15 protein-coding genes are annotated in these 17,528 nt (G+C 76.6%); 8 read left to right on the forward strand and 7 right to left on the reverse strand.

The features are described from left to right. Nucleotides 1-29: 29 nt before the first annotated feature. Nucleotides 30-479 (forward strand): LppU/SCO3897 family protein, encoded by a 450-nt coding sequence (locus tag BM158_RS12730; protein ID WP_091559299.1) that lies wholly within the window; start codon nucleotides 30-32, stop codon nucleotides 477-479. Nucleotides 480-519: 40 nt separating this feature from the next. On the opposite strand, the gene BM158_RS12735 is transcribed toward BM158_RS12730, so the two are convergent. From BM158_RS12735 to BM158_RS12750, 4 genes are read right to left on the reverse strand one after another with little or no spacing between them, the layout of a single operon-like run. Next, nucleotides 520-1,740, reverse strand: a complete 1,221-nt coding sequence (locus BM158_RS12735; RefSeq protein WP_091559303.1) for an NAD(P)/FAD-dependent oxidoreductase — start codon at nucleotides 1,738-1,740, stop codon at nucleotides 520-522. A gap of 48 nt (nucleotides 1,741-1,788) precedes the next feature. Then, nucleotides 1,789-3,168 carry an FAD-binding oxidoreductase gene (locus tag BM158_RS12740; protein ID WP_091559307.1) on the reverse strand — a complete coding sequence of 460 codons (1,380 nt, stop codon included), beginning with the start codon at nucleotides 3,166-3,168 and terminating at the stop codon, nucleotides 1,789-1,791. Beyond that, complete coding sequence (locus BM158_RS12745) at nucleotides 3,168-5,033, reverse strand: glycoside hydrolase family 15 protein (protein WP_207506538.1); 1,866 nt, start codon at nucleotides 5,031-5,033, stop codon at nucleotides 3,168-3,170. The genes BM158_RS12740 and BM158_RS12745 overlap by 1 nt, the downstream gene beginning before the upstream one ends. Then, nucleotides 5,030-5,923, reverse strand: coding sequence for an SDR family oxidoreductase (locus BM158_RS12750; RefSeq protein ID WP_091559310.1), 894 nt, complete (start codon nucleotides 5,921-5,923; stop codon nucleotides 5,030-5,032). Before BM158_RS12750 ends, BM158_RS12745 begins: the two co-directional genes overlap by 4 nt. Nucleotides 5,924-6,044: 121 nt before the next feature. On the opposite strand from BM158_RS12750, the gene BM158_RS12755 reads away from it, so the two are divergent. Then, a complete protein-coding gene (locus BM158_RS12755; protein ID WP_091559313.1) occupies nucleotides 6,045-6,356 on the forward strand; it encodes an LppU/SCO3897 family protein in 312 nt (103 codons plus the stop codon). Between the two features lie 19 nt (nucleotides 6,357-6,375). Beyond that, on the forward strand, nucleotides 6,376-7,608 hold the full coding sequence (locus BM158_RS12760; RefSeq protein ID WP_091559317.1) for an acetyl-CoA C-acetyltransferase: 1,233 nt from the start codon (nucleotides 6,376-6,378) through the stop codon (nucleotides 7,606-7,608). Here BM158_RS12760 and BM158_RS12765 read toward each other — a convergent pair. After that, on the reverse strand, nucleotides 7,601-8,617 hold the full coding sequence (locus tag BM158_RS12765) for a LacI family DNA-binding transcriptional regulator (protein ID WP_165628922.1): 1,017 nt from the start codon (nucleotides 8,615-8,617) through the stop codon (nucleotides 7,601-7,603). The genes BM158_RS12760 and BM158_RS12765 overlap by 8 nt on opposite strands. Before the next feature lie 113 nt (nucleotides 8,618-8,730). Here BM158_RS12765 and BM158_RS12770 point away from each other — a divergent pair, with 113 nt between their 5' ends. Both BM158_RS12770 and BM158_RS21800 read left to right on the forward strand, forming a co-directional pair. Next, nucleotides 8,731-12,204, forward strand: coding sequence for a TM0106 family RecB-like putative nuclease (locus tag BM158_RS12770; RefSeq protein WP_091559325.1), 3,474 nt, complete (start codon nucleotides 8,731-8,733; stop codon nucleotides 12,202-12,204). A gap of 53 nt (nucleotides 12,205-12,257) precedes the next feature. Then, nucleotides 12,258-12,425, forward strand: coding sequence for a hypothetical protein (locus BM158_RS21800; RefSeq protein WP_165628923.1), 168 nt, complete (start codon nucleotides 12,258-12,260; stop codon nucleotides 12,423-12,425). Nucleotides 12,426-12,601: 176 nt separating this feature from the next. Here the strand turns inward: BM158_RS21800 and BM158_RS12775 are convergent, their stop codons facing one another. After that, nucleotides 12,602-13,597: an ABC transporter substrate-binding protein gene (locus BM158_RS12775; RefSeq protein WP_207506540.1), complete on the reverse strand. Its 996-nt coding sequence runs from the start codon at nucleotides 13,595-13,597 to the stop codon at nucleotides 12,602-12,604. Nucleotides 13,598-13,693: 96 nt separating this feature from the next. On the opposite strand from BM158_RS12775, the gene BM158_RS12780 reads away from it, so the two are divergent. Together BM158_RS12780 and BM158_RS12785 are read left to right on the forward strand one after the other, a co-directional pair. Then, nucleotides 13,694-14,629: a siderophore-interacting protein gene (locus tag BM158_RS12780; RefSeq protein WP_091559330.1), complete on the forward strand. Its 936-nt coding sequence runs from the start codon at nucleotides 13,694-13,696 to the stop codon at nucleotides 14,627-14,629. Between the two features lie 130 nt (nucleotides 14,630-14,759). Further along, entirely contained in the window at nucleotides 14,760-14,984 is a 225-nt protein-coding gene (locus BM158_RS12785; RefSeq protein ID WP_207506541.1) for a hypothetical protein, read from the forward strand. A 22-nt stretch (nucleotides 14,985-15,006) separates the two neighbouring features. Here BM158_RS12785 and BM158_RS12790 read toward each other — a convergent pair whose 3' ends face one another. Beyond that, entirely contained in the window at nucleotides 15,007-15,954 is a 948-nt protein-coding gene (locus tag BM158_RS12790) for a hypothetical protein (protein WP_091559333.1), read from the reverse strand. A 191-nt stretch (nucleotides 15,955-16,145) separates the two neighbouring features. Here BM158_RS12790 and BM158_RS12795 point away from each other — a divergent pair, with 191 nt between their 5' ends. Continuing rightward, nucleotides 16,146-17,432, forward strand: a complete 1,287-nt coding sequence (locus BM158_RS12795) for an MFS transporter (protein ID WP_191328531.1) — start codon at nucleotides 16,146-16,148, stop codon at nucleotides 17,430-17,432. The last annotated feature ends 96 nt before the right edge of the window (nucleotides 17,433-17,528 follow it).

Genomic DNA, 17,528 nt, shown 5'->3' on the forward strand with positions numbered 1-17,528 from the left:
ACCGAGCAGCACGGCACGACGGAGGACCCATGAGCACCCCCGGCCCCGGCTGGCAGCAGCCCGGCCAGCCCCAGCCCGGGTGGCAGCAGCCCGGGTGGCAGCAGCAGTACCCGCAGCAACCTTGGGGGCAACCGCCGGCCAGGCCCGGCTCCGGCCGGCTGATCGGGCTGGTCGCCGGGGTGGTGGCCCTGGTCGCGGTCGCCGTCCTGGTCCTCGTGTTCACCGGCCGCGGGCCCAGCTCGGGGGAGTGCGTCTCGGTGGACGCCGACAACGCGATCGAGACGGTGGACTGCGACAGCTCGGCGGCCGCCTACCGGCTGCTGGGCACCGACGACGAGCGGGACGACCTGTCCTACCCGGAGTTCCTCTCCGACGACAGCACCTGCTCCCAGTACCGCGGGGTGGTCCGCCAGATCTGGTACGGCGACACCGGGAGCACGTCGAGCTCGGGCACCGTCTACTGCCTGGGCCCGCTCTGACCGGCGGCGTCCCCGGCCGGGCCGGGGACGCCGCGGCAGGTCAGTCGGTGGGGATGGCACCGACCAGGTCGTCGGCGGTGTAGCCGCGCTCGGCGGCGAGCAGCTCGCGGGCGGCGTCGGTGCTGTCCCACACGTTCCACAGCAGCACCCCGCGCAGCCGGTCGCCCTCGAGGTAGTAGACGACACCTTGCGCGGTCTCCCCGGTGCCCGGCGGCACCTTCCAGTCGGTGACCAGGTCCAGGTCGGCCGACAGCGTGCCGACCGCCTCGTACCCGGCGTCGAACAGGTCGGAGTAGAAGCTCGGCGTGTGCGTGTAGGGCTCGGCCTGCGCGCCGGTGGCGTCGGCGGCCATCACCTTGCCGACCGCGGTGCCCATGTCGGTGGCGTTCTCCACGTGCTCCACCCGGGTGCGGCCCAGGATCGGGTCCGGCCAGCTCGCCACGTCGCCGGCGGCGTAGACGTCGGGGTCCTCGGTGCGGCCGTACGCGTCGACCACGACGCCGTCCTCGACCGGCAGGCCGGCGTCCTCGGCGAGCTGCACGGCGGGCTGGATGCCGAGGCCCACGGCGACGCCGTCGACGTCCAGGGTGCTGCCGTCGGACAGCTCCAGGTGGACGCCGTCCGCGTCGGCCGACCCGCCGGTCACCCGGGTCCCCGGGCGCAGCTGGACGCCGTGCGCGGCGTACTCCTCGGACAGCTGCTCGGCGAGCTCCTGCGGGTAGGAGGAACCGCCGACGAACTCCTGCGGGAACACGAAGGTGACCCGGGTGTCGTTCTGCACCAGCGCCGCGGCGAGCTCGGTGCCGATGTAGCCACCGCCCACGACGGCGACGTGCCGGCCCTCGCCGGACAGGCCGCGCAGCCGGCGGTAGTCCTCCATCGTGCGGAAGTGCACGACCCGGTCGTCGGCGGGCAGGTCCAGCTGCTTCGGGTGACCGCCGGTGGCCAGCAGCAGCCGGCGGTAGCCGAAGACGTCGCCGTCCTCGGTGGTGGCGGTGCGGGCGGCGCGGTCGACCGACCGGATGCGGGTGGCGGTGTGCAGCGCTGCGCCCGTCTCGTCGGTGCCGAGCCAGGACTTCTCGAGGGTGAACTCGGGGTCGGTCCAGAGCTTCTTGGACAGCGAGGGCCGGGCGACCGGCGGGTCGACCTCCTCGCCGACGATCCCGATGCTGCCGTCGGGGTCGAGCTCGCGGATGCCGCGGGCTGCGCTGTCGGCCGCCATGCCGGCGCCGATGATCAGGTAGTCGTAGTCGCGTTGCACGGCCCGGTTGTGCCCGTCCGAGGCGCCGGTAACCCCGGGTTGCGCAGGTCAGAACACCTTGCCGGGGTTGAGGATGCCGTGCGGGTCCAAGGCGGCCTTGACCGCGCGGTGCATGTCCAGCACGGCGGGCGAGACCTCGGCGGCCAGGCCGTCGCGCTTGAGCAGCCCGACGCCGTGCTCCCCGGTGACCGTGCCGCCCATCTCCAGCGCCGCGGCGATGATCTCGTGGAAGGCCCGCAGGGCGCGGTCGCGGGCGGCGTCGTCGCCGGGCGGGGTGGACAGCAGCGGGTGCAGGTTGCCGTCCCCGGCGTGCGCGATGTTGGCGATGCGCACGTCGTGCGCGGCGCCGATGGCCTCGATGCGGGCCAGCATCGCGGGGACGGCGGCCTTGGGCACGCAGACGTCCTCGGTCAGCAGGGGGCCCAGCCGCTCCAGGGCGGGGTAGGCCAGCCGGCGGGCGGCGAACAGCGCGTCGGCCTCCTCGGCGTCGGTGCTCACCGCCGCCCAGGACGCGCCGCCGGCCTCGAAGGCGGCCAGCAGCGCCTGCGCCTCGTCGTCCCCGGCGGCTCCGGGGGTGTCCACCCGGCCCAGCAGCACCACCTCGGCGTCGGCGGACAGGCCCATGTTCTTCCAGGCGTCGACGGCGGCCAGGCAGTGCCGGTCGACCAGCTCCAGCGCGGACGGCGTGAGGCCGGCGGCGGCGACGGCGGTGACGGCCTCGCCGGCGGCGACCACGGAGTCGAAGTAGCCGGCGACGGTGCGCTCGGGGTCGCGCAGCGGCCGCAGCCTGACGGTGACCTCGGTGACGATGCCGAGCGTGCCCTCGCTGCCCACCACCAGCCCGGTGAGGTCGTAGCCGGCCACGCCCTTCGCCGTCCGGCGGCCCAGGCGCACCAGCTCGCCGGTGCCGGTGACCACCTGCAGACCCAGGACGTAGTCGCGGGTGACGCCGTACTTCACGCAGCACACGCCGCCGGCGTTCGTGGCTACGTTGCCGCCGATGGTCGACCAGGGGGAGGACGCCGGGTCCGGCGGGTACCAGAGGCCGTGCTCGGCGACCTTCGCGCGCAGGTCGTCGTTGACCACGCCGGGCTGGACGACGGCGAAGCGCTCCAGCTCGTCGACCTCGAGCACGGCGTCCATGGCCTCCAGCGAGACCACGACGGCGCCGGCGGTGGCGTTGGCCCCGCCGGACAGCCCGGTGCCGGCGCCGCGGGCGATGACCGGGACCCGGTGCTCGATGCAGGCCCGGACGACGGCCTGCACCTCCTCCGCGGTGCGCGCCCGGACCACCGCGGCGGGCAGCTCCCACGGCGCCCACTCGGCCTCGTCGTGGGCGTAGGAGGCCAGCACGTCGGGATCGGTGACCAACCGGTCGGCCGGGACCGCGCCCCGCAGGGTGTCGACGACGTCGGTGGTGAGGGTCATCAGGTGTGCTCCTCCAGCGTGATGGCTGCGTTGACCAGCGCGAGGTGGGACAGCGCCTGCGGCAGGTTGCCCAGGAACGCCCCGTCGGCGGGGTCCAGCATCTCCGCCAGCATGCCGACGTCGTTCGCCGTCCCCTCCAGCTCCTCCATCAGCATGCGCGCCTCGCGGCCCCGCCCGCACAGCTGCAGCGCCGAGACCATCCAGTACGAGCACGCGAGGAACACGCCCTCCTCGCGGTCCATCCCGGTGTAGCGGTACAGGTGCGGGCCGGCGCCGAGCTCGCGGCGCAGCGCGTCGAGGGTGGAGCTCATCCGCTCGCCGCGGTCGAAGCCGCTGATGGCGTGCAGCAGGATCGAGCAGTCCAGGCCGTCGCTGCCGGGGTACCAGAGGTAGGCGCCGCGGTCGTCGTCCCAGGCGTTCTCCTCGACCCAGGTGCGGATCCGGGCGGCCTCGGCCCGCCAGCGCGACGGGTCGCCGGGGATCTGGCCGGCCTCGGCGAGCTCGACGGCCTTGGTCAGCGCCTGCCAGCAGCCCAGCTTGGACGTCGTGTAGTGCTGCGGCTCGTGCAGCTCCCACATGCCGGCGTCCTTCTGCCGCCAGCGGTCGCAGGCGGTGTCGGCGATCGAGGCCAGCGAGCGGCCGGTCTCGGCGTCCAGGACGTTGCCGTGCTCGACGTAGAGCGACACGATCGAGAACAGGTCGCCGTACACACCCAGCTGCAGCTGCTGCGCCGCGGCGTTGCCCGACTGCACGGGCCCGATGCCGCGCCAGCCCGGGACGTCGGGCTCGTGCACGCCGTCGGTCAGCTCGCCGTCCAGGGTGTAGCAGACCCGCGGCTCCGGGCCGTGCCGGCGGATGGTGCCCAGCAGCCAGCTCATGGCGCCGTGCGTCTCCTCGCGCAGGCCGAACCGGAACAGCGCGGTCAGGGCGTAGGCGGAGTCGCGCACCCAGGCGAAGCGGTAGTCCCAGTTCTTGCCGCCGGTGAGGTCCTCGGGCAGCGAGGTGGTGCCGGCCGCGACCATGGAGCCGCTCGGGGCGTGGATCATCAGCTTCAGCGCGAGCGCGCTGCGCCGCACCGACCGGTCGAAGTCGCCCTCCCACCGGAACTCCTCGCCCCACGCGGCCCAGTTCTCGACCGTCCGGTCGATGCCGACGTCGACCAGGGCCGGGTCGGGCAGGAACAGCGGCTCCCGCTCGGTAGCCACCAGGCCCAGCAGCGCACGGGAGCCCGGCGTCGCCGTGTACTCCACGTCGATGCGCTGGTCGCCGGTGACCACCCGGTCCTCGCCGAGGGTGCGCACGGCCATGGTCAGGCCGTCGACCCGCAGCACCGCGCCGTGCACGGTCTGCTGCACCCACGGGGAGGCGGTGCCCAGGCACGTGCCGGGCCGGACGGCGGCCCGCAGGCGCACCGTGCCGGACAGCCCCTCGACGCGGCGCGCCAGCTCCGACCAGGGCAGCCGGCCGGCCACCCCGGTGTTGAGCGCGTCGGTGACCCGCACGCTGCCCGACGCCGTCCGGAAAGTCGTGGCCAGCACGTTGGTGCCGGGCACGTACTCGCGCTCGGCGGTGAACTCCTCGACCGGCCGCAGCTCGACGCAGCCGCCGTGCTCGGCGTCCAGCAGGGCACCGAAGACCGGTGGGGCGTCGATGGCGGGCAGCGGCAGCCAGTCGATGCTGCCGTCGCGGGCGACCAGGGCCAGCGCACGGCCGTCGCCGATGGCCGCGTAGGTGCGGAGGTCGGCGTAGCCGTCGTCGTCGCGCTCGTCCACCGGCCCGGGACCGGTGGCGCCCCAGCGCAGGTGCGCCGGGGCGGGGCGGGCGCCTCGCGTCTGGACGCCCGCCTCGTCCGGGGAGGTGCTCACGGGGTGGGCATGCCCCCGTTCACGTTCAGCGTCTCGCCGACGGTGTAGCCCGACTCGGCCGAGGCGAGGTACACGTAGGCGCCGGCCAGCTCGGCGGGCTGACCCGCGCGGCCCAGCGGGGTCTCCTTGCCGAACTCGGGCAGGTTCTGCGGCGGCTGGCCGCCGGAGGCCTGCAGCGGGGTCCAGAACGGGCCGGGGGCGACCACGTTGACCCGGATGCCCTTGGGCGCCAGCTGCTGCGCCAGGGCCTTGGAGATGGTGTTGATCGCGGCCTTGGTGGTGGCGTAGTCGACCAGCCCGGGTGCGGGGGAGTAGGCCTGGATCGAGGACGTCGTGACGATCGTCGAACCCGGCGGCAGGTGCGGCACGGCCTCCTGCACCACCCAGAACACCGAGTACACGTTGGTCTTGAAGGTGGCGTCGAACTGCTCGCTGGTCAGGTCGGCGAGGTCGTCGACCCACACCTGCTTGCCGGCGACGAGCACGAGCGCGTCCAGGCCGCCCAGCTCCTCGACCGCGGTGCGCACGAGCTGGCGGGCCTCGCTCTCCACCGACAGGTCGGCGGGGGCGAGCACGGCCTTGCGGCCGGCGTCCTCCACCAGCTTCGCCACGGCCTCGGCGTCGGACTGCTCCTCGGGCAGGTAGTTCAGCACCACGTCGGCGCCCTCGCGGGCGTAGGCGATCGCGGCGGCGCGGCCGATGCCGGAGTCGGCGCCGGTGACCAGCGCCTTGCGGCCGGTCAGCCGGCCGGTCCCGCGGTAGGTGTCCTCGCCGTGGTCGGCGCGCACCTGCAGCTCGGACTCCAGGCCCGGCTCGTCGATGCCCTGCTCGGGGTAGCCGTCGGTGCGGTACTGGTCGACGGGGTTGGTGAAGGTGTACTGGTCGGTCACGAGGGGGTTGCCTCCAGGGCGGGACGGTCGGGGATCGGGCCGCTGGTGGCTGAACGACCACGCTGGCCTTGCCCGGGCCGACCCGGGCTCAACCGGGTGTCGCACGTCCTACCGTCGGGGTGTGACGGTGCGGACCAGGACCCTGCTCGCCGCGGCCGTGGTCGTGCTGGCCGTCGTCGGGGTGCTGCTGGTGCGCGGCGGCCCGTCCCCCGGGGTGGGCGACTGCGTGGCGGCCGGCCCGGACCAGACGGTCGTGGTGGTCGGCTGCGACGACCCGGCGGCGGCGTTCCGGGTCATCGGCGTGCTGGACGACGTCCCGCCCGTGCAGTCCCAGCCGGCGTGCACGGCGGTCTTCCCGCGCAGCACCGCCAGCTACTCCGCCGGCGGCCTGTCCAGAACCCCCGCCGAGGTGCTCTGCCTCGTCGCCGCGTGAGGAGTGGCAGGGTGGCGTCGTGGACACCGACGTCGTCATCTGCTCGCCCCTGCGCACCCCCGTCGGCCGGTTCGGCGGCGTCTTCGCCGGGCTGACCGCCGCCTCGCTCGCCGCCACCGTGCTGCGCGAGCTGGCCGCACGCCACGGCCTGGGCGAGGGCGACGTGGACGACGTCGTGCTGGGCCAGTGCTACCCCAACGGCGAGGCCCCGGCGATCGGCCGCATCGCGGCGCTGGACGCGGGGCTGGGCACCGGCGTGCCCGGCCTGCAGATCGACCGGCGCTGCGGGTCGGGCCTGCAGGCGGTGCTCTACGCCAGCATGCAGGTGGCCACCGGCGCGGCGACCACCGTCGTGGCCGGCGGCGTGGAGTCGATGAGCCAGGTCGAGCACTACGCGCTGGGCCTGCGCACCGGCGTCCGCGGCGACGGCACCATGCTGCACGACCGGCTGGCCCGGGCCCGGGAGACCGCCGGCGGCATCCACCACCCGGTGCCCGGCGGCATGCTCGAGACCGCGGAGAACGTCCGCCGCGACCACGACGTGGACCGGCTGTCCCAGGACGCCTGGGCGCTGCGCTCCCAGCAGCGGGCCGGTGCGGCCATCGCCGAGGGCCGGTTCGCCGACGAGGTGGTCGGCGTCGAGGTGCCCGGCACCCGCGGGGCCCCGGCCCGCACGGTCACCGAGGACGAGCACCCGCGGCCGCGGACCACGATGGAGGACCTCGCCGCGCTGCGCCCGGTGATGGCCCGGGTGGACCCCGCGGCCACGGTCACCGCCGGCAACGCGTCGGGGCAGAACGACGGCGCCGCGATGTGCCTGGTCACCACCCGCGCCGAGGCCGACCGCCGCGGCTGGGACCCCTTCCTGACCCTCCGCGGCTGGGCCGTGGCCGGGGTGGCGCCGGAGACCATGGGCATCGGCCCGGTGCCCGCCGTCGCCGCCGCGCTGGCCCGCACCGGGCTGACCCTGGCCGACATGGACCTCATCGAGCTCAACGAGGCCTTCGCCAGCCAGGTGCTGGCCTGCCTGGCCACGTGGGAGTCGTCGGGGCAGCTCTCCGACGGCGACCGGGAGCGGGTCAACGTCAACGGGTCGGGCATCTCGCTGGGCCACCCGGTCGGCGCCACCGGCGCCCGGATCCTGGCCACCATGGCCCACGAGCTGCGCCGGCGGGAGGGCCGCTACGCGCTGGAGACGATGTGCATCGGCGGCGGGCAGGGCCTGGCCGCGGTGTTCGAGCGGGTCAGCTGACCGGCGGCGGGGCGGTCGAGCCCCGCACCACCAGCTCCGGGGCCACCTGCTCGGCGGCCGGCTCCGGTGGGCCGGCGTCGTCGTCGAGCTGGGCCAGCAGCAGGTCCGCGGCCCGCTCGGCGAGCACGGCGGCCCGGTTGTCGACCACGGTCAGCGGCGGGGTCCAGAACCCCCAGAACGGCTCGTCCTCGGTGCACACCACCGACAGCTCCGCCGGGACGGCGACCGCGCGGCGGGACAGCTCGGCCAGCACCCCGAAGGAGGCCTCGTGGTTGCTCACCAGCAGCGCCGTCGGCCGGTGCGGGGCGTCCAGCAGCTCGCGGGCGGCGTCGCGGCCGAACCCGGCGCGGAAGGGGCCGCGGCGGACCAGGGCGGGGTCCAGCGGCACCCCGGCGGTGTCCAGCGCGGCGGCGAACCCGGCGTGGTGCAGCCGCCCCGACGTCACCTCCGGCGGGCCCTCGACCGCGCCGATGCGGGTGTGGCCCAGCGCCAGCAGGTGCTCGGCGGCCAGCCGGGCGGCCGTGGCGTAGTCGCTCATCACCGACGGCGCCCGCGCCCCGCCGACCTCGCGGTTCATCGTCACCACCGCGCGGCCCTCGGCGACGAGGGTGTTCACCAGCTCGCCGTTGGCGCCCGACCCGGCCACCACGACGCCGTCCAGGCCCTGGGCGCGCACGGTGTCCAGGAACGCGGCCTCCCGGGCCGGGTCGCCGCCGGTGGTGCAGACCAGCACCTGCAGCCCGTGCGCGGCCGCGCGGGCCTGCAGTGTCTCGGCGATCACGTGGAAGGTGGCGGTGCGCAGGTTGTTCACCACCAGGCCGACCAGCCCGGAGCGACGGGTGCGCAGCGCGGTGGCGATCCGGTTGGGGTGGTAGCGCAGCTCGGCGGCCGCCGCCTCGACCCGTTGCCGGGTGTGCGGCAGCACCGAGGGGTGGCCGGTCAGCGCGCGGCTGGCGGTGCTGGTGCTGACCCCGGCGCGTCGGGCGACGGTGGTGAGGGTGACCGGCACGGTGCCCATCCTCCGTGGTCGACGGGGCGGCGGCCACGCCGGCCGGGGTTGTCGGACCCCCGTCGTAGCGTCCGCGCCGAGCGGTCCGAGGGTGCCGCGCCGAGGAGGCCCAGGTGTACGAGACCGACGGCGGGCTGGTGGTCAGCGCCGGCGACCTGACCGGCTTCCTGGCCTGCGAGCACCTGACCCGGCTCTCCCGCGAGGTGGCCCGCGGCGAGCGCGGCCGGCCCCCGGCGGCCGACCCGATGACCGAGCTGGTCGCCGCGCACGGCATCGCGCACGAGGAGCGGCACGTGCAGCGGCTGCGCGACCGCGGCCTGTCGGTGGTGGAGATCCCCGCGCCCGGCCGCGCGGCGGCCGACCTGGTGCGTGCCCAGGAGCAGACCGTCGAGGCGATGCGCGCGGGCGTGGACGTGGTCTACCAGGCCACCTTCTTCGGCACCCGCGAGGCCGGGGTCACCTGGCGCGGCCACGCCGACTTCCTGCTCAGGCGCAGCGACCGCTCCAGCGACCTCGGCCCGTGGGCCTACGACGTCGCCGACACCAAGCTCGCCCGCCGGGTCAAGGTGCCCGCCGTGCTGCAGATGGCCCTGTACGGCCGGCTGCTCGAGGGCCTGCAGGGCGTGCCACCCGAGCTGCTCACCGTGGTCACCGGCGACCAGCAGGAACTGGTCTTCCCCTACGCCGACGCCGCGGCCTACACCCGCGCGGCGGTGGGCCGCTTCCTGGCCCGGCTCGCCGACGAGCGGTTCGCCCCGGCCTACCCGGTGGCGCACTGCGGCGTCTGCCCCTGGCGGGCCACCTGCACCGAGGCCTGGCGCGCCGCCGACCACCTGTCGCGGGTGGCCTTCCTGCGCCGCGACCACGCCGTCGCGCTCACCGGGGCCGGCATCACCACCACCGCGGCCCTGGCCGCCCGCGCCCCCGGCGAGCTGCCCGACACGATCGGCCGCACCTCGCGGGAGCGGATCACCCGGCAGGCCGCCCTGCAGCGCGCCGAGGTCGAGACGGGGGTGCCGGGCTACGCGTTCCTGCCCCGCGTGCCGGGCTCGGGGTTCGAGCTGCTGCCCCCGGCCAGCCGCGGCGACCTGTTCTTCGACATCGAGGGCGACCCGTTCACCGGCGACCACGGCCTGGAGTACCTGTGGGGCCTGCTCGACCGGGACGAGCGGTACACCGCCTACTGGGGCCGCACCGTCGAGACCGAGCAGGAGGGGTTCGAGCAGCTCGTCGACCACCTCACCGCGGCGCTCGCCGCCGACCCCGACGCGCACGTCTACCACTACGCGCCCTACGAGCCGGCCCGGCTCAAGGCCCTGTCCGCCCGCTACGGCACCCGGCAGGCCGAGGTCGACCGGCTGCTGCGCGGCGGCGCACTGGTCGACCTGTACGCCGTGGTCCGGCAGGGCCTGCAGATCAGCAAGGAGTCCTACTCGATCAAGCAGGTCGAGGACTTCTACCGCGGGCACACCCGCCCGCACGGGGCGGCGGTCTCCGACGCCGGCGCCTCGATCCTGGCGTTCGAGGAGTGGCAGCGCACCGGGGAGCAGCGGCTGCTCGACGAGATCCGCGACTACAACCGCGACGACTGCCTGTCCACGCTGCAGCTGCTGGCCTGGCTCGAGGAGCGCCGCGCCGAGCTCGTCGCCTCCGGGGTGCCGCTGGGCCGCCCGGTCGACGCCGACCCCGACCCCAGCCCCACCGCGGTCGCGGCCGACGCGGCCCGGGCGGCGCTGGAGGCGCGGTTGCTGGCCGGGCTGCCCGACCGGGCCGCCGAGCGCACACCCGACGAGCAGGCGGTGTGGCTGCTGGCCCGGCAGCTGGGCTGGCACGCCCGCGAGGCCCGGTCGGAGTGGTGGGAGCACTTCCGGCTGCGGGCCCTCACCCCCGCCGAGCTGGAGCGCGAGACCGCCGCGCTGGGCCCGCTGGACGCGCCGGTCGTGCTGGGCACGGTCGGTACCCGGGTGCACGTGGCCCACCGCTTCCCGCCGCAGGAGACCAAGCTGGCGCCCGGGGCGACGGTCGACGAGGTCCCGGCCGGCGACCGCGGCCGCGCCGTGCGCGCCGAGGTGGTGTCGGTGGACGGCGCGACCGGGGAGCTGGTGCTGTCCCGCCCGGTCGACCGGGTCGGTGACCACGCGGAGGGCCTGCTGCCCCCGGGCCCGCTGGAGGCCCGCCACCACCGGGCCGCGCTGCTGGAGCTCGGCGGAGCGGTGGCCGACGGGGGGCTCGACGGTCCCGGGGTGCGCACCGCGGCCGCCGACCTGCTCGCCCGCCGGCCCCCGCGGCTGCGGCCCGGCACACCGCTGGCCGTCGCGGGCGAGACCGCGGCCGACCGCACCCGCCGGCTGGTCGCCGCGCTGGACGGCGGCGTGCTGGCCGTGCAGGGCCCGCCGGGCGCGGGCAAGACCCACGCCGGCGCCCGCGCGGTGCTCGACCTGGTCCGGGCCGGGCGGCGGGTGGCGGTCACCGCGAACAGCCACAAGGTGGTCGGCAACCTGCTCGACGGCGTGCTGCGGGCCGCCCGCGAGGCCGGCACGACCGTGCGGGCGGTGCAGAAGGCCCCGGCCGGGCAGCGCTGCTCCGCCCCCGAGGTGATCGGCACCGACGACAACGGCACGGTCGTCGACCTGCTCGACGGCGGCGACGTCGACGTGGTGGCCGGCAGCACCTGGCTGTTCACCCGGCCCGACCTGGCCGGCCGGCTCGACGTGCTGGTCGTCGACGAGGCCGGGCAGCTGTCGCTGGCCGACACCCTCGCCGTCTCCCGGTGCGCCCGGGACCTGGTGCTGCTCGGCGACCCGCAGCAGCTGCGCCAGCCCGGCCGCGGCATCCACCCCGACGGCGCCGACGTCTCGGCGCTGCAGCACGTCATCGGCGAGGACGACGTGCTGCCCGCCGGCCGGGGCGTCTTCCTGGACCGGTCCTGGCGGATGGCGCCGGCGCTGTGCCGGGTGGTGTCCGAGCTGTCCTACCGCGGCCGGCTGCAGCCCTCGCCGACCACCGCGGGCAACCGCATCGACCTGCCCGGGCGCTGGGCCGCGCCGGCCGGCATCGGCTGGGTGCCGGTGGTGCACGAGGGCAACGGGTCGGCATCGGGGGAGGAGGCCGCCGTCGTCGTGCAGCTGGTCGGCGACCTGCTGGGGCGGTCCTGGTCGGGGCCGGAGGGCGAGCGGCGGGTGGGGGTCGCCGACGTGCTGGTGGTGACGCCCTACAACGCCCAGGTCAACCGCATCCGGTCCGCGCTCGCCGAGGCCGGGCTGGCTGGCGTCGAGGTCGGCACGGTGGACAGGTTCCAGGGCCGGGAGGCGGCGGTGTCGGTCTTCTCGCTGGCTGCCTCCAGCGGTGCCCACGTGCCCCGCCGGCTGGACTTCCTGCTCGACCGGCACCGGCTGAACGTGGCGCTGTCGCGGGCGCGCACGGTGGCCTACGTGGTGGGCAGCCCGGCCCTGCTGACCTCGCCGGTGCACACCCCCGAGCAGCTGCGGCTGGTCAACGGGTTGTGCCGGCTGGTCGAGCACGCCACCGCGTCCGGCGGAGGCGCGCACGAACCCCTGGTGCCCGCACGCTCCGTACCGATACGGTGACGTCGCGGTTCGGCGACACCGGGGGACGCGCCGCACCGGGCAGGAGGACCAGGATGAACGCGCACGAGCCGGCCTCGGTGGTCGCCGCCCGCCAGCTGGCGGCCGAGGCCCACGAGACGAGGTCGACCGGGGTGCCCCGCGGCCTGGCCGAGCGGCTGGCCCACCGGCGGGCGCAGCAGCAGCGGCACGAGGCCGTCGCCGGGTCCGCCGCGCAGGCCTGACCCCGCACGCGGAGCCGGCGGCCGGGGCAGGGGCCGCCGCGCTCCCCGGCGGGACGGCCGGTGGCCGGGGGAGAGACCTCCCGGCCACCGGCCGTCGGACCTCCCACAGAGGTCCAGCCGCCGTGCCCGGCCGGGTGGCGGCTCGTCCGGGGTTCGGGTCGGGCGACCCGACCGGTTCAGGCGACCCGCTCGCTGTCGGACAGCCAGCCGGCCAGCCGCTCCATGTAGGCGGCCTGGGCCGGGTAGTCCATGCCGATGTACTCCCACGGGTACACCTGGCCGGCCTGGGCGGCGGGCAGCAGGCCGTAGGTGGGCTGGGTGGCCATCTCCTCGGGGGTCATGGCGCCGCGCAGGGAGTAGAGGATCACGTCGCTGCGGTAGTCGGTCACCGACTCCCAGCCGGCGGTCTGCCAGTAGTAGTCCTCGCCGCCCGGGTCGAGGAACTGCACGCCGAGGTCTGCGTACAGGCGCAGCGACGGGTCGTCGGGGGCCTTGGCCATGTAGAAGCCCTCGCCGGCGTACGCGGCGACCGGCAGCACGGTGACCCCGGACGACGCCGCCTCGGTCAGCTGCGCCGCGGCGGTGTCGAAGTCGGCCCGCTCGGCGGCGATGGCGTCCTCGTCGGCGCCCACCGCGACGGCGAGCTCGGCGGTGCGCTCGATGACGTCGGCGGCCGACCCGGTCCAGCCGATGACGACGACCGGTGCGATCTGCTCGACCTGCTCCAGCTGCGCCAGGTCCTGGAAGCCGTAGGGGACGCCCTCGGGGTCGATCTCCCCGCCGCTGGTGGTCGGGTAGACGGTGGTCACCACCAGGTCGGGGTCGGCGGCGGCCAGCGCCTCCAGGTCGATCTCGCCGTAGGTGGTGCCGACGAGGGCGACGTCGGAGAGGTCCTTGCCCTCGAACGCCACGTCGTCGGCGGCGGAGGTCTGGCCGAACGTGGCCACCGGCGCGACGCCGTAGTTCCACAGCGAGGAGACGACGTCGTTGAGGCCGGCGACCCGGTCGGGCGCCTCGTCGAGGGTCACGGTGACCCCGCGGTCGTCGGTGAACTCCCAGCCCTCGGTGGGGGCGGCGGCGTCCTCGGTGGTCCCGGTGCCGCAGCCGGCGACGGCGGCGGCCGTCCCGAGGGCCATCAGGCCGCCGACGAGGCGACGGTGGGTGCGGAGCACGGGTCCTCCTGCTGGTGGGCGGGGGTGGTTCCCCCGGATGGCCGGTTAGGCTAGCCTCACCTCTGCACCGCACCAACCGCCGACCCGGGAGCGCGCATGAGCACCGCCACCGAGACCCTCCAGCCGACCTGGCGGTGCTTCGCGACCACCGTGGCGCGCACCGAGCGGCTGTCCCCGGGCTTCCTCCGGCTCACCTTCACCGGCCCCGACCTGCACCTGTTCGGCGCGGGCGGTGACGACCAGCGGTTCAAGCTGCTCATCCCGGCCGACGGTGCCACCGACGTCGACCTGACCTCGGTCACCGGGGCCGACTGGTACGAGGCCTGGTCCGCACTGCCCGACGAGGTCCGGCCGGCGATGCGCACCTACACCGTCCGCGCGGCGCGGCCCGAGGTGGCCGAGCTCGACGTCGACGTGGTGCTGCACGGCATCCGGCCCGACGGCACCGCCGCGCCCGACGCCGGCCCGGCCGCGCTGTGGGCCTCCCGCGCCGTGCCCGGTGATCCGATGGTGCTGCTCGGCCCCGACCGCCCCGGCTCCGGCCGGATGTGGGGCGTGGAGTGGGCCCCGCCCGCCGACGCCGGCACGCTGTTCCTGGCCGGCGACGAGACCGCCGTCCCCGCGATCGCGGCGATCCTGGAGTCGCTGACCCCGGGCCCGCGGGTGGTCGCGGTGCTCGAGGTGCCCGAGGCAGCCGACTTCCTCTCCCTGCGGCTGCCGGCCGGCGTCGACGTCCGCTGGCTGGCCCGCGGGTCCCGCGCCCGCGGCGAGCTGCTCGAGCCGGCGGTGCACACCGCACTGTGCGAGCTCGGCATCGCCCGCGGCGTCCCCGGCACCGACCCGGGCGAGCCGCTCGGGGACGGCATCCTCTGGGAGGTGCCCGAGGCCGGCGCGCACACCGGTTGCTACGCCTGGCTGGCCGGCGAGGCCGGGATGGTCAAGGGCCTGCGCCGCCGGCTGGTGCGCGACCTCGGCGTGCCCCGCGACGCGGTGGCGTTCATGGGCTACTGGAAGGTCGGGTCCCGCGGCTGAGCCGACGGTCGGCGGCCCGGTCCTCGTCGACGTCGCCAACGTCGTCGGGTCCCGGCCCGACGGCTGGTGGCGGGACCGGGCCGGGGCGACCACCCGGCTGCTGACCCGCCTCGCCGGCCTGGACCGCGACGTGGTCGCGGTGGTCGAGGGCCGGGCGCGCGACGTGCCCGAGGTGCCCGGCGTCCGGCTGCTCCGCGCACCCGGCAGCGGCGACGACACCCTGGCCGACGAGGCCGCACGGCTGGGCACCCCGCTGGTGGTGGTGACGGCCGACCGCGGGCTGCGCGCCCGGCTGCCGGCGGGCACGACGGTGCACGGGCCGGGCTGGCTGCACGACCTGCTGGACCGGGGCTGACCCCGGCCCAGCAGGCGCGGGGTCAGGCCGGGACGAGCACGGCCCGGCGGCGGCGCCGGCCCGGGAGCGACGCGGCCAGCGCCAGGGCCAGGGCGACGCCGTCCTCGAGCACGGCGGCCTGCCAGTCGGGCAGGCCGGCCCGCTCGGCCCAGCGGCGCCAGCCCAGCCCGCCCCAGGAGCCGGCGGCGGCCCCGACGAGCCCGGCCAGGACGGGGACGGCGGCGTTCGCGTCCTCGCGTGCGGCCAGCGCCCCGGCGCCACCCGCGGCGGAGGCGAAGCGCACCGGCAGGCCCTGCGGGTCGGTCCGCGGCGGGGTGGCCTCGAGCTTGTCGGCGTAGAGCTCCCCGCCGACGGCGGCCACCGAGGCGACCTTGCGCAGCGCACCGCCGTCGGGGTTGGTCAGCGCGGGCGCGGCCAGGCCGAGCGAGCTGCGGCAGCCGGTGGCCACGCCCAGCAGCAGCGAACGGACGGTCAGCCCGCCCGACGCCTTGCGCCTGGGCTTCTCGCCGGAGGCGGGGACGGCCTCGACGACGGCCTGCACGGCGGCGCCGTAGGCCAGGTGCGGGACGGCGTCGGACACCCAGTCCCGGCGGGACCACGAGCGGGGGTCGCTGACGCCGAGCGCGGCGATGGTGCCGTCGGTGAGCGCCATCGCGGCGGCGCCGGTGGTGACCGCGCCGACGGGGGAGGGCAGCCGGACGCCGGCGGAGCGGACCAGGCTGGCCAGCACGCCCACGGCCACGCCGTTGCCGATGCCCGACAGCGCGCCGAGGGCGGTGCGGCGGTTGGCCCGCTCGCTCCGCCCCCCGGGCACCTTGGTGCCGGCGACGCCGGCGAGGGCGTCGACGGTCTGCTCGGGGACGTTGCTGGCGTCGCGGCCGCGCACCGCCATGTCGAGGTAGGTGACGGCGTTGAGGACGGTGGTGCCGGCCGCGCCCGCGGCCAGCCCCCGTGCGAAGGACCCGGTCATGGGCCGACCCTGCGGCCTCACCCGGTGGGCGGCAACCCGGTGGGCCCCGTCACGTAAGGGCAATCACGGCTCTGAGCAGGGCGTTTCGCAGGCATCGGACAGCTTCGGCTGGCACGGTGGAACCAGCGCCCGAGGTCGTGTGCCCACTCCCGCCACCCGCGCCCCCACTCTTCCCTCTGCGAGGTCCCGTCGTGTCCGCACCCTTCTCCCTGCGCGCCCGCGTACCGGTCGGCCGGTTCGTCCGCGGCGCCGCCGGCCGCGCCCCCGCGCCGTCCCTGCCCCGGCTGCGCGCCGCGGTCGCCGCCCTGTTCGCGCTGGACGGGTTCGTCTTCGGCACCTGGGCCGCCCGGGTCCCCGACGTCGCCACCCGGGTCGGCGCCGACCACAGCACCCTCGGCCTGGCGCTGCTGTGCCTGTCGCTGGGCGCGCTGGCCTGCATGCAGCTCACCGGCGCGCTGGCCGCCCGGCTGGGCCCCGGCCTGGTCGCCGCGCTGGCCGCGGTCGCCGTCTGCGCGACCGCCGTGCTGCCCGGGCTCGCGGCGTCGGTGCCCGCGCTGTGCGCCGCGCTGCTGGCCTTCGGCGCGGCCACCGGCGCGGTGAACGTGGCCGCCAACAGCGTCGGCGTGCAGGTCGAGGCCCGCGCCGGCCGGCCGGTGCTCAGCGGGCTGCACGCCGCGTTCAGCTTCGGCGGGCTGGGCGGCGCCCTGCTCGGCGGGGTGGCCGCGACCGTGCTCGCCGTCCCGGCGCACCTGGTGGTGGTCGGCGGCGCCGGGCTGCTGCTCACCGCGCTGCTCGTGCCGGTGCTGGTCGGTGCCGACGCCGCGCCGGTCGTCGAGCTGCCGGTGCGCGAGGAGGCCCCGCGGCGCCGGCCGACCGCCGTCCTGGTGGTGCTGGGCTGCATCGCCGGCGCGACCGCCTACGGCGAGGGCGCGCTCACCGACTGGGGCGCCCTGCACCTGCGCGAGGACCTCGGCGCCACCTCCGGGCTGGCCGCCGCCGGGTACGCCGGGTTCGCCCTGGCGATGGCGTGCGGCCGGCTGGCCGGCGGGTCGCTGGTGGCCCGGCTGGGGGAGCAGCGGCTGCTGGTCGGCGGCACCCTGCTGGCCGCGGCCGGGGCTCTGCTCGCGGTGACCACGTCGTCGGTGGCGGTGGCGCTGGCCGGGTTCGGCGTGGTCGGGCTCGGCCTGGCGAACGTCTTCCCGCTCGCCGTCGCCCGGGCCGGGGCACTGGGCGGGTCGAGGGGGATCGCGCTGTCCACGACGGTCGGCTACACCGGCCTGCTCGGCGGCCCGCCGGCCATCGGGTTCCTCGCCGCGCACGCCGGGCTGCCGGTCGCGCTCGGTACGGTCGCGCTGCTCGCCGGCGCCGCCGCCGTCCTCGTGGCCGTGGTCGACGGCGACCGGGTGCGGGTGCCCGACGTCGTCCTGGCCCCGGTGCACCGTGCCGCCGGTGACCTGCGGCTGCTCGCGGTCGCCTGACGCGCCTGGACCCCATGTCGGGGCCCTTCCCGGCCGGGCCCCGGTGTCGGGGGATCCGGGGCCCGGGGAGGGTGTCGGAGCCCGATGTCCCCGACA

It is taken from the genome of Klenkia taihuensis (assembly GCF_900112525.1).
GTDB lineage: Bacteria > Actinomycetota > Actinomycetes > Mycobacteriales > Geodermatophilaceae > Klenkia > Klenkia taihuensis.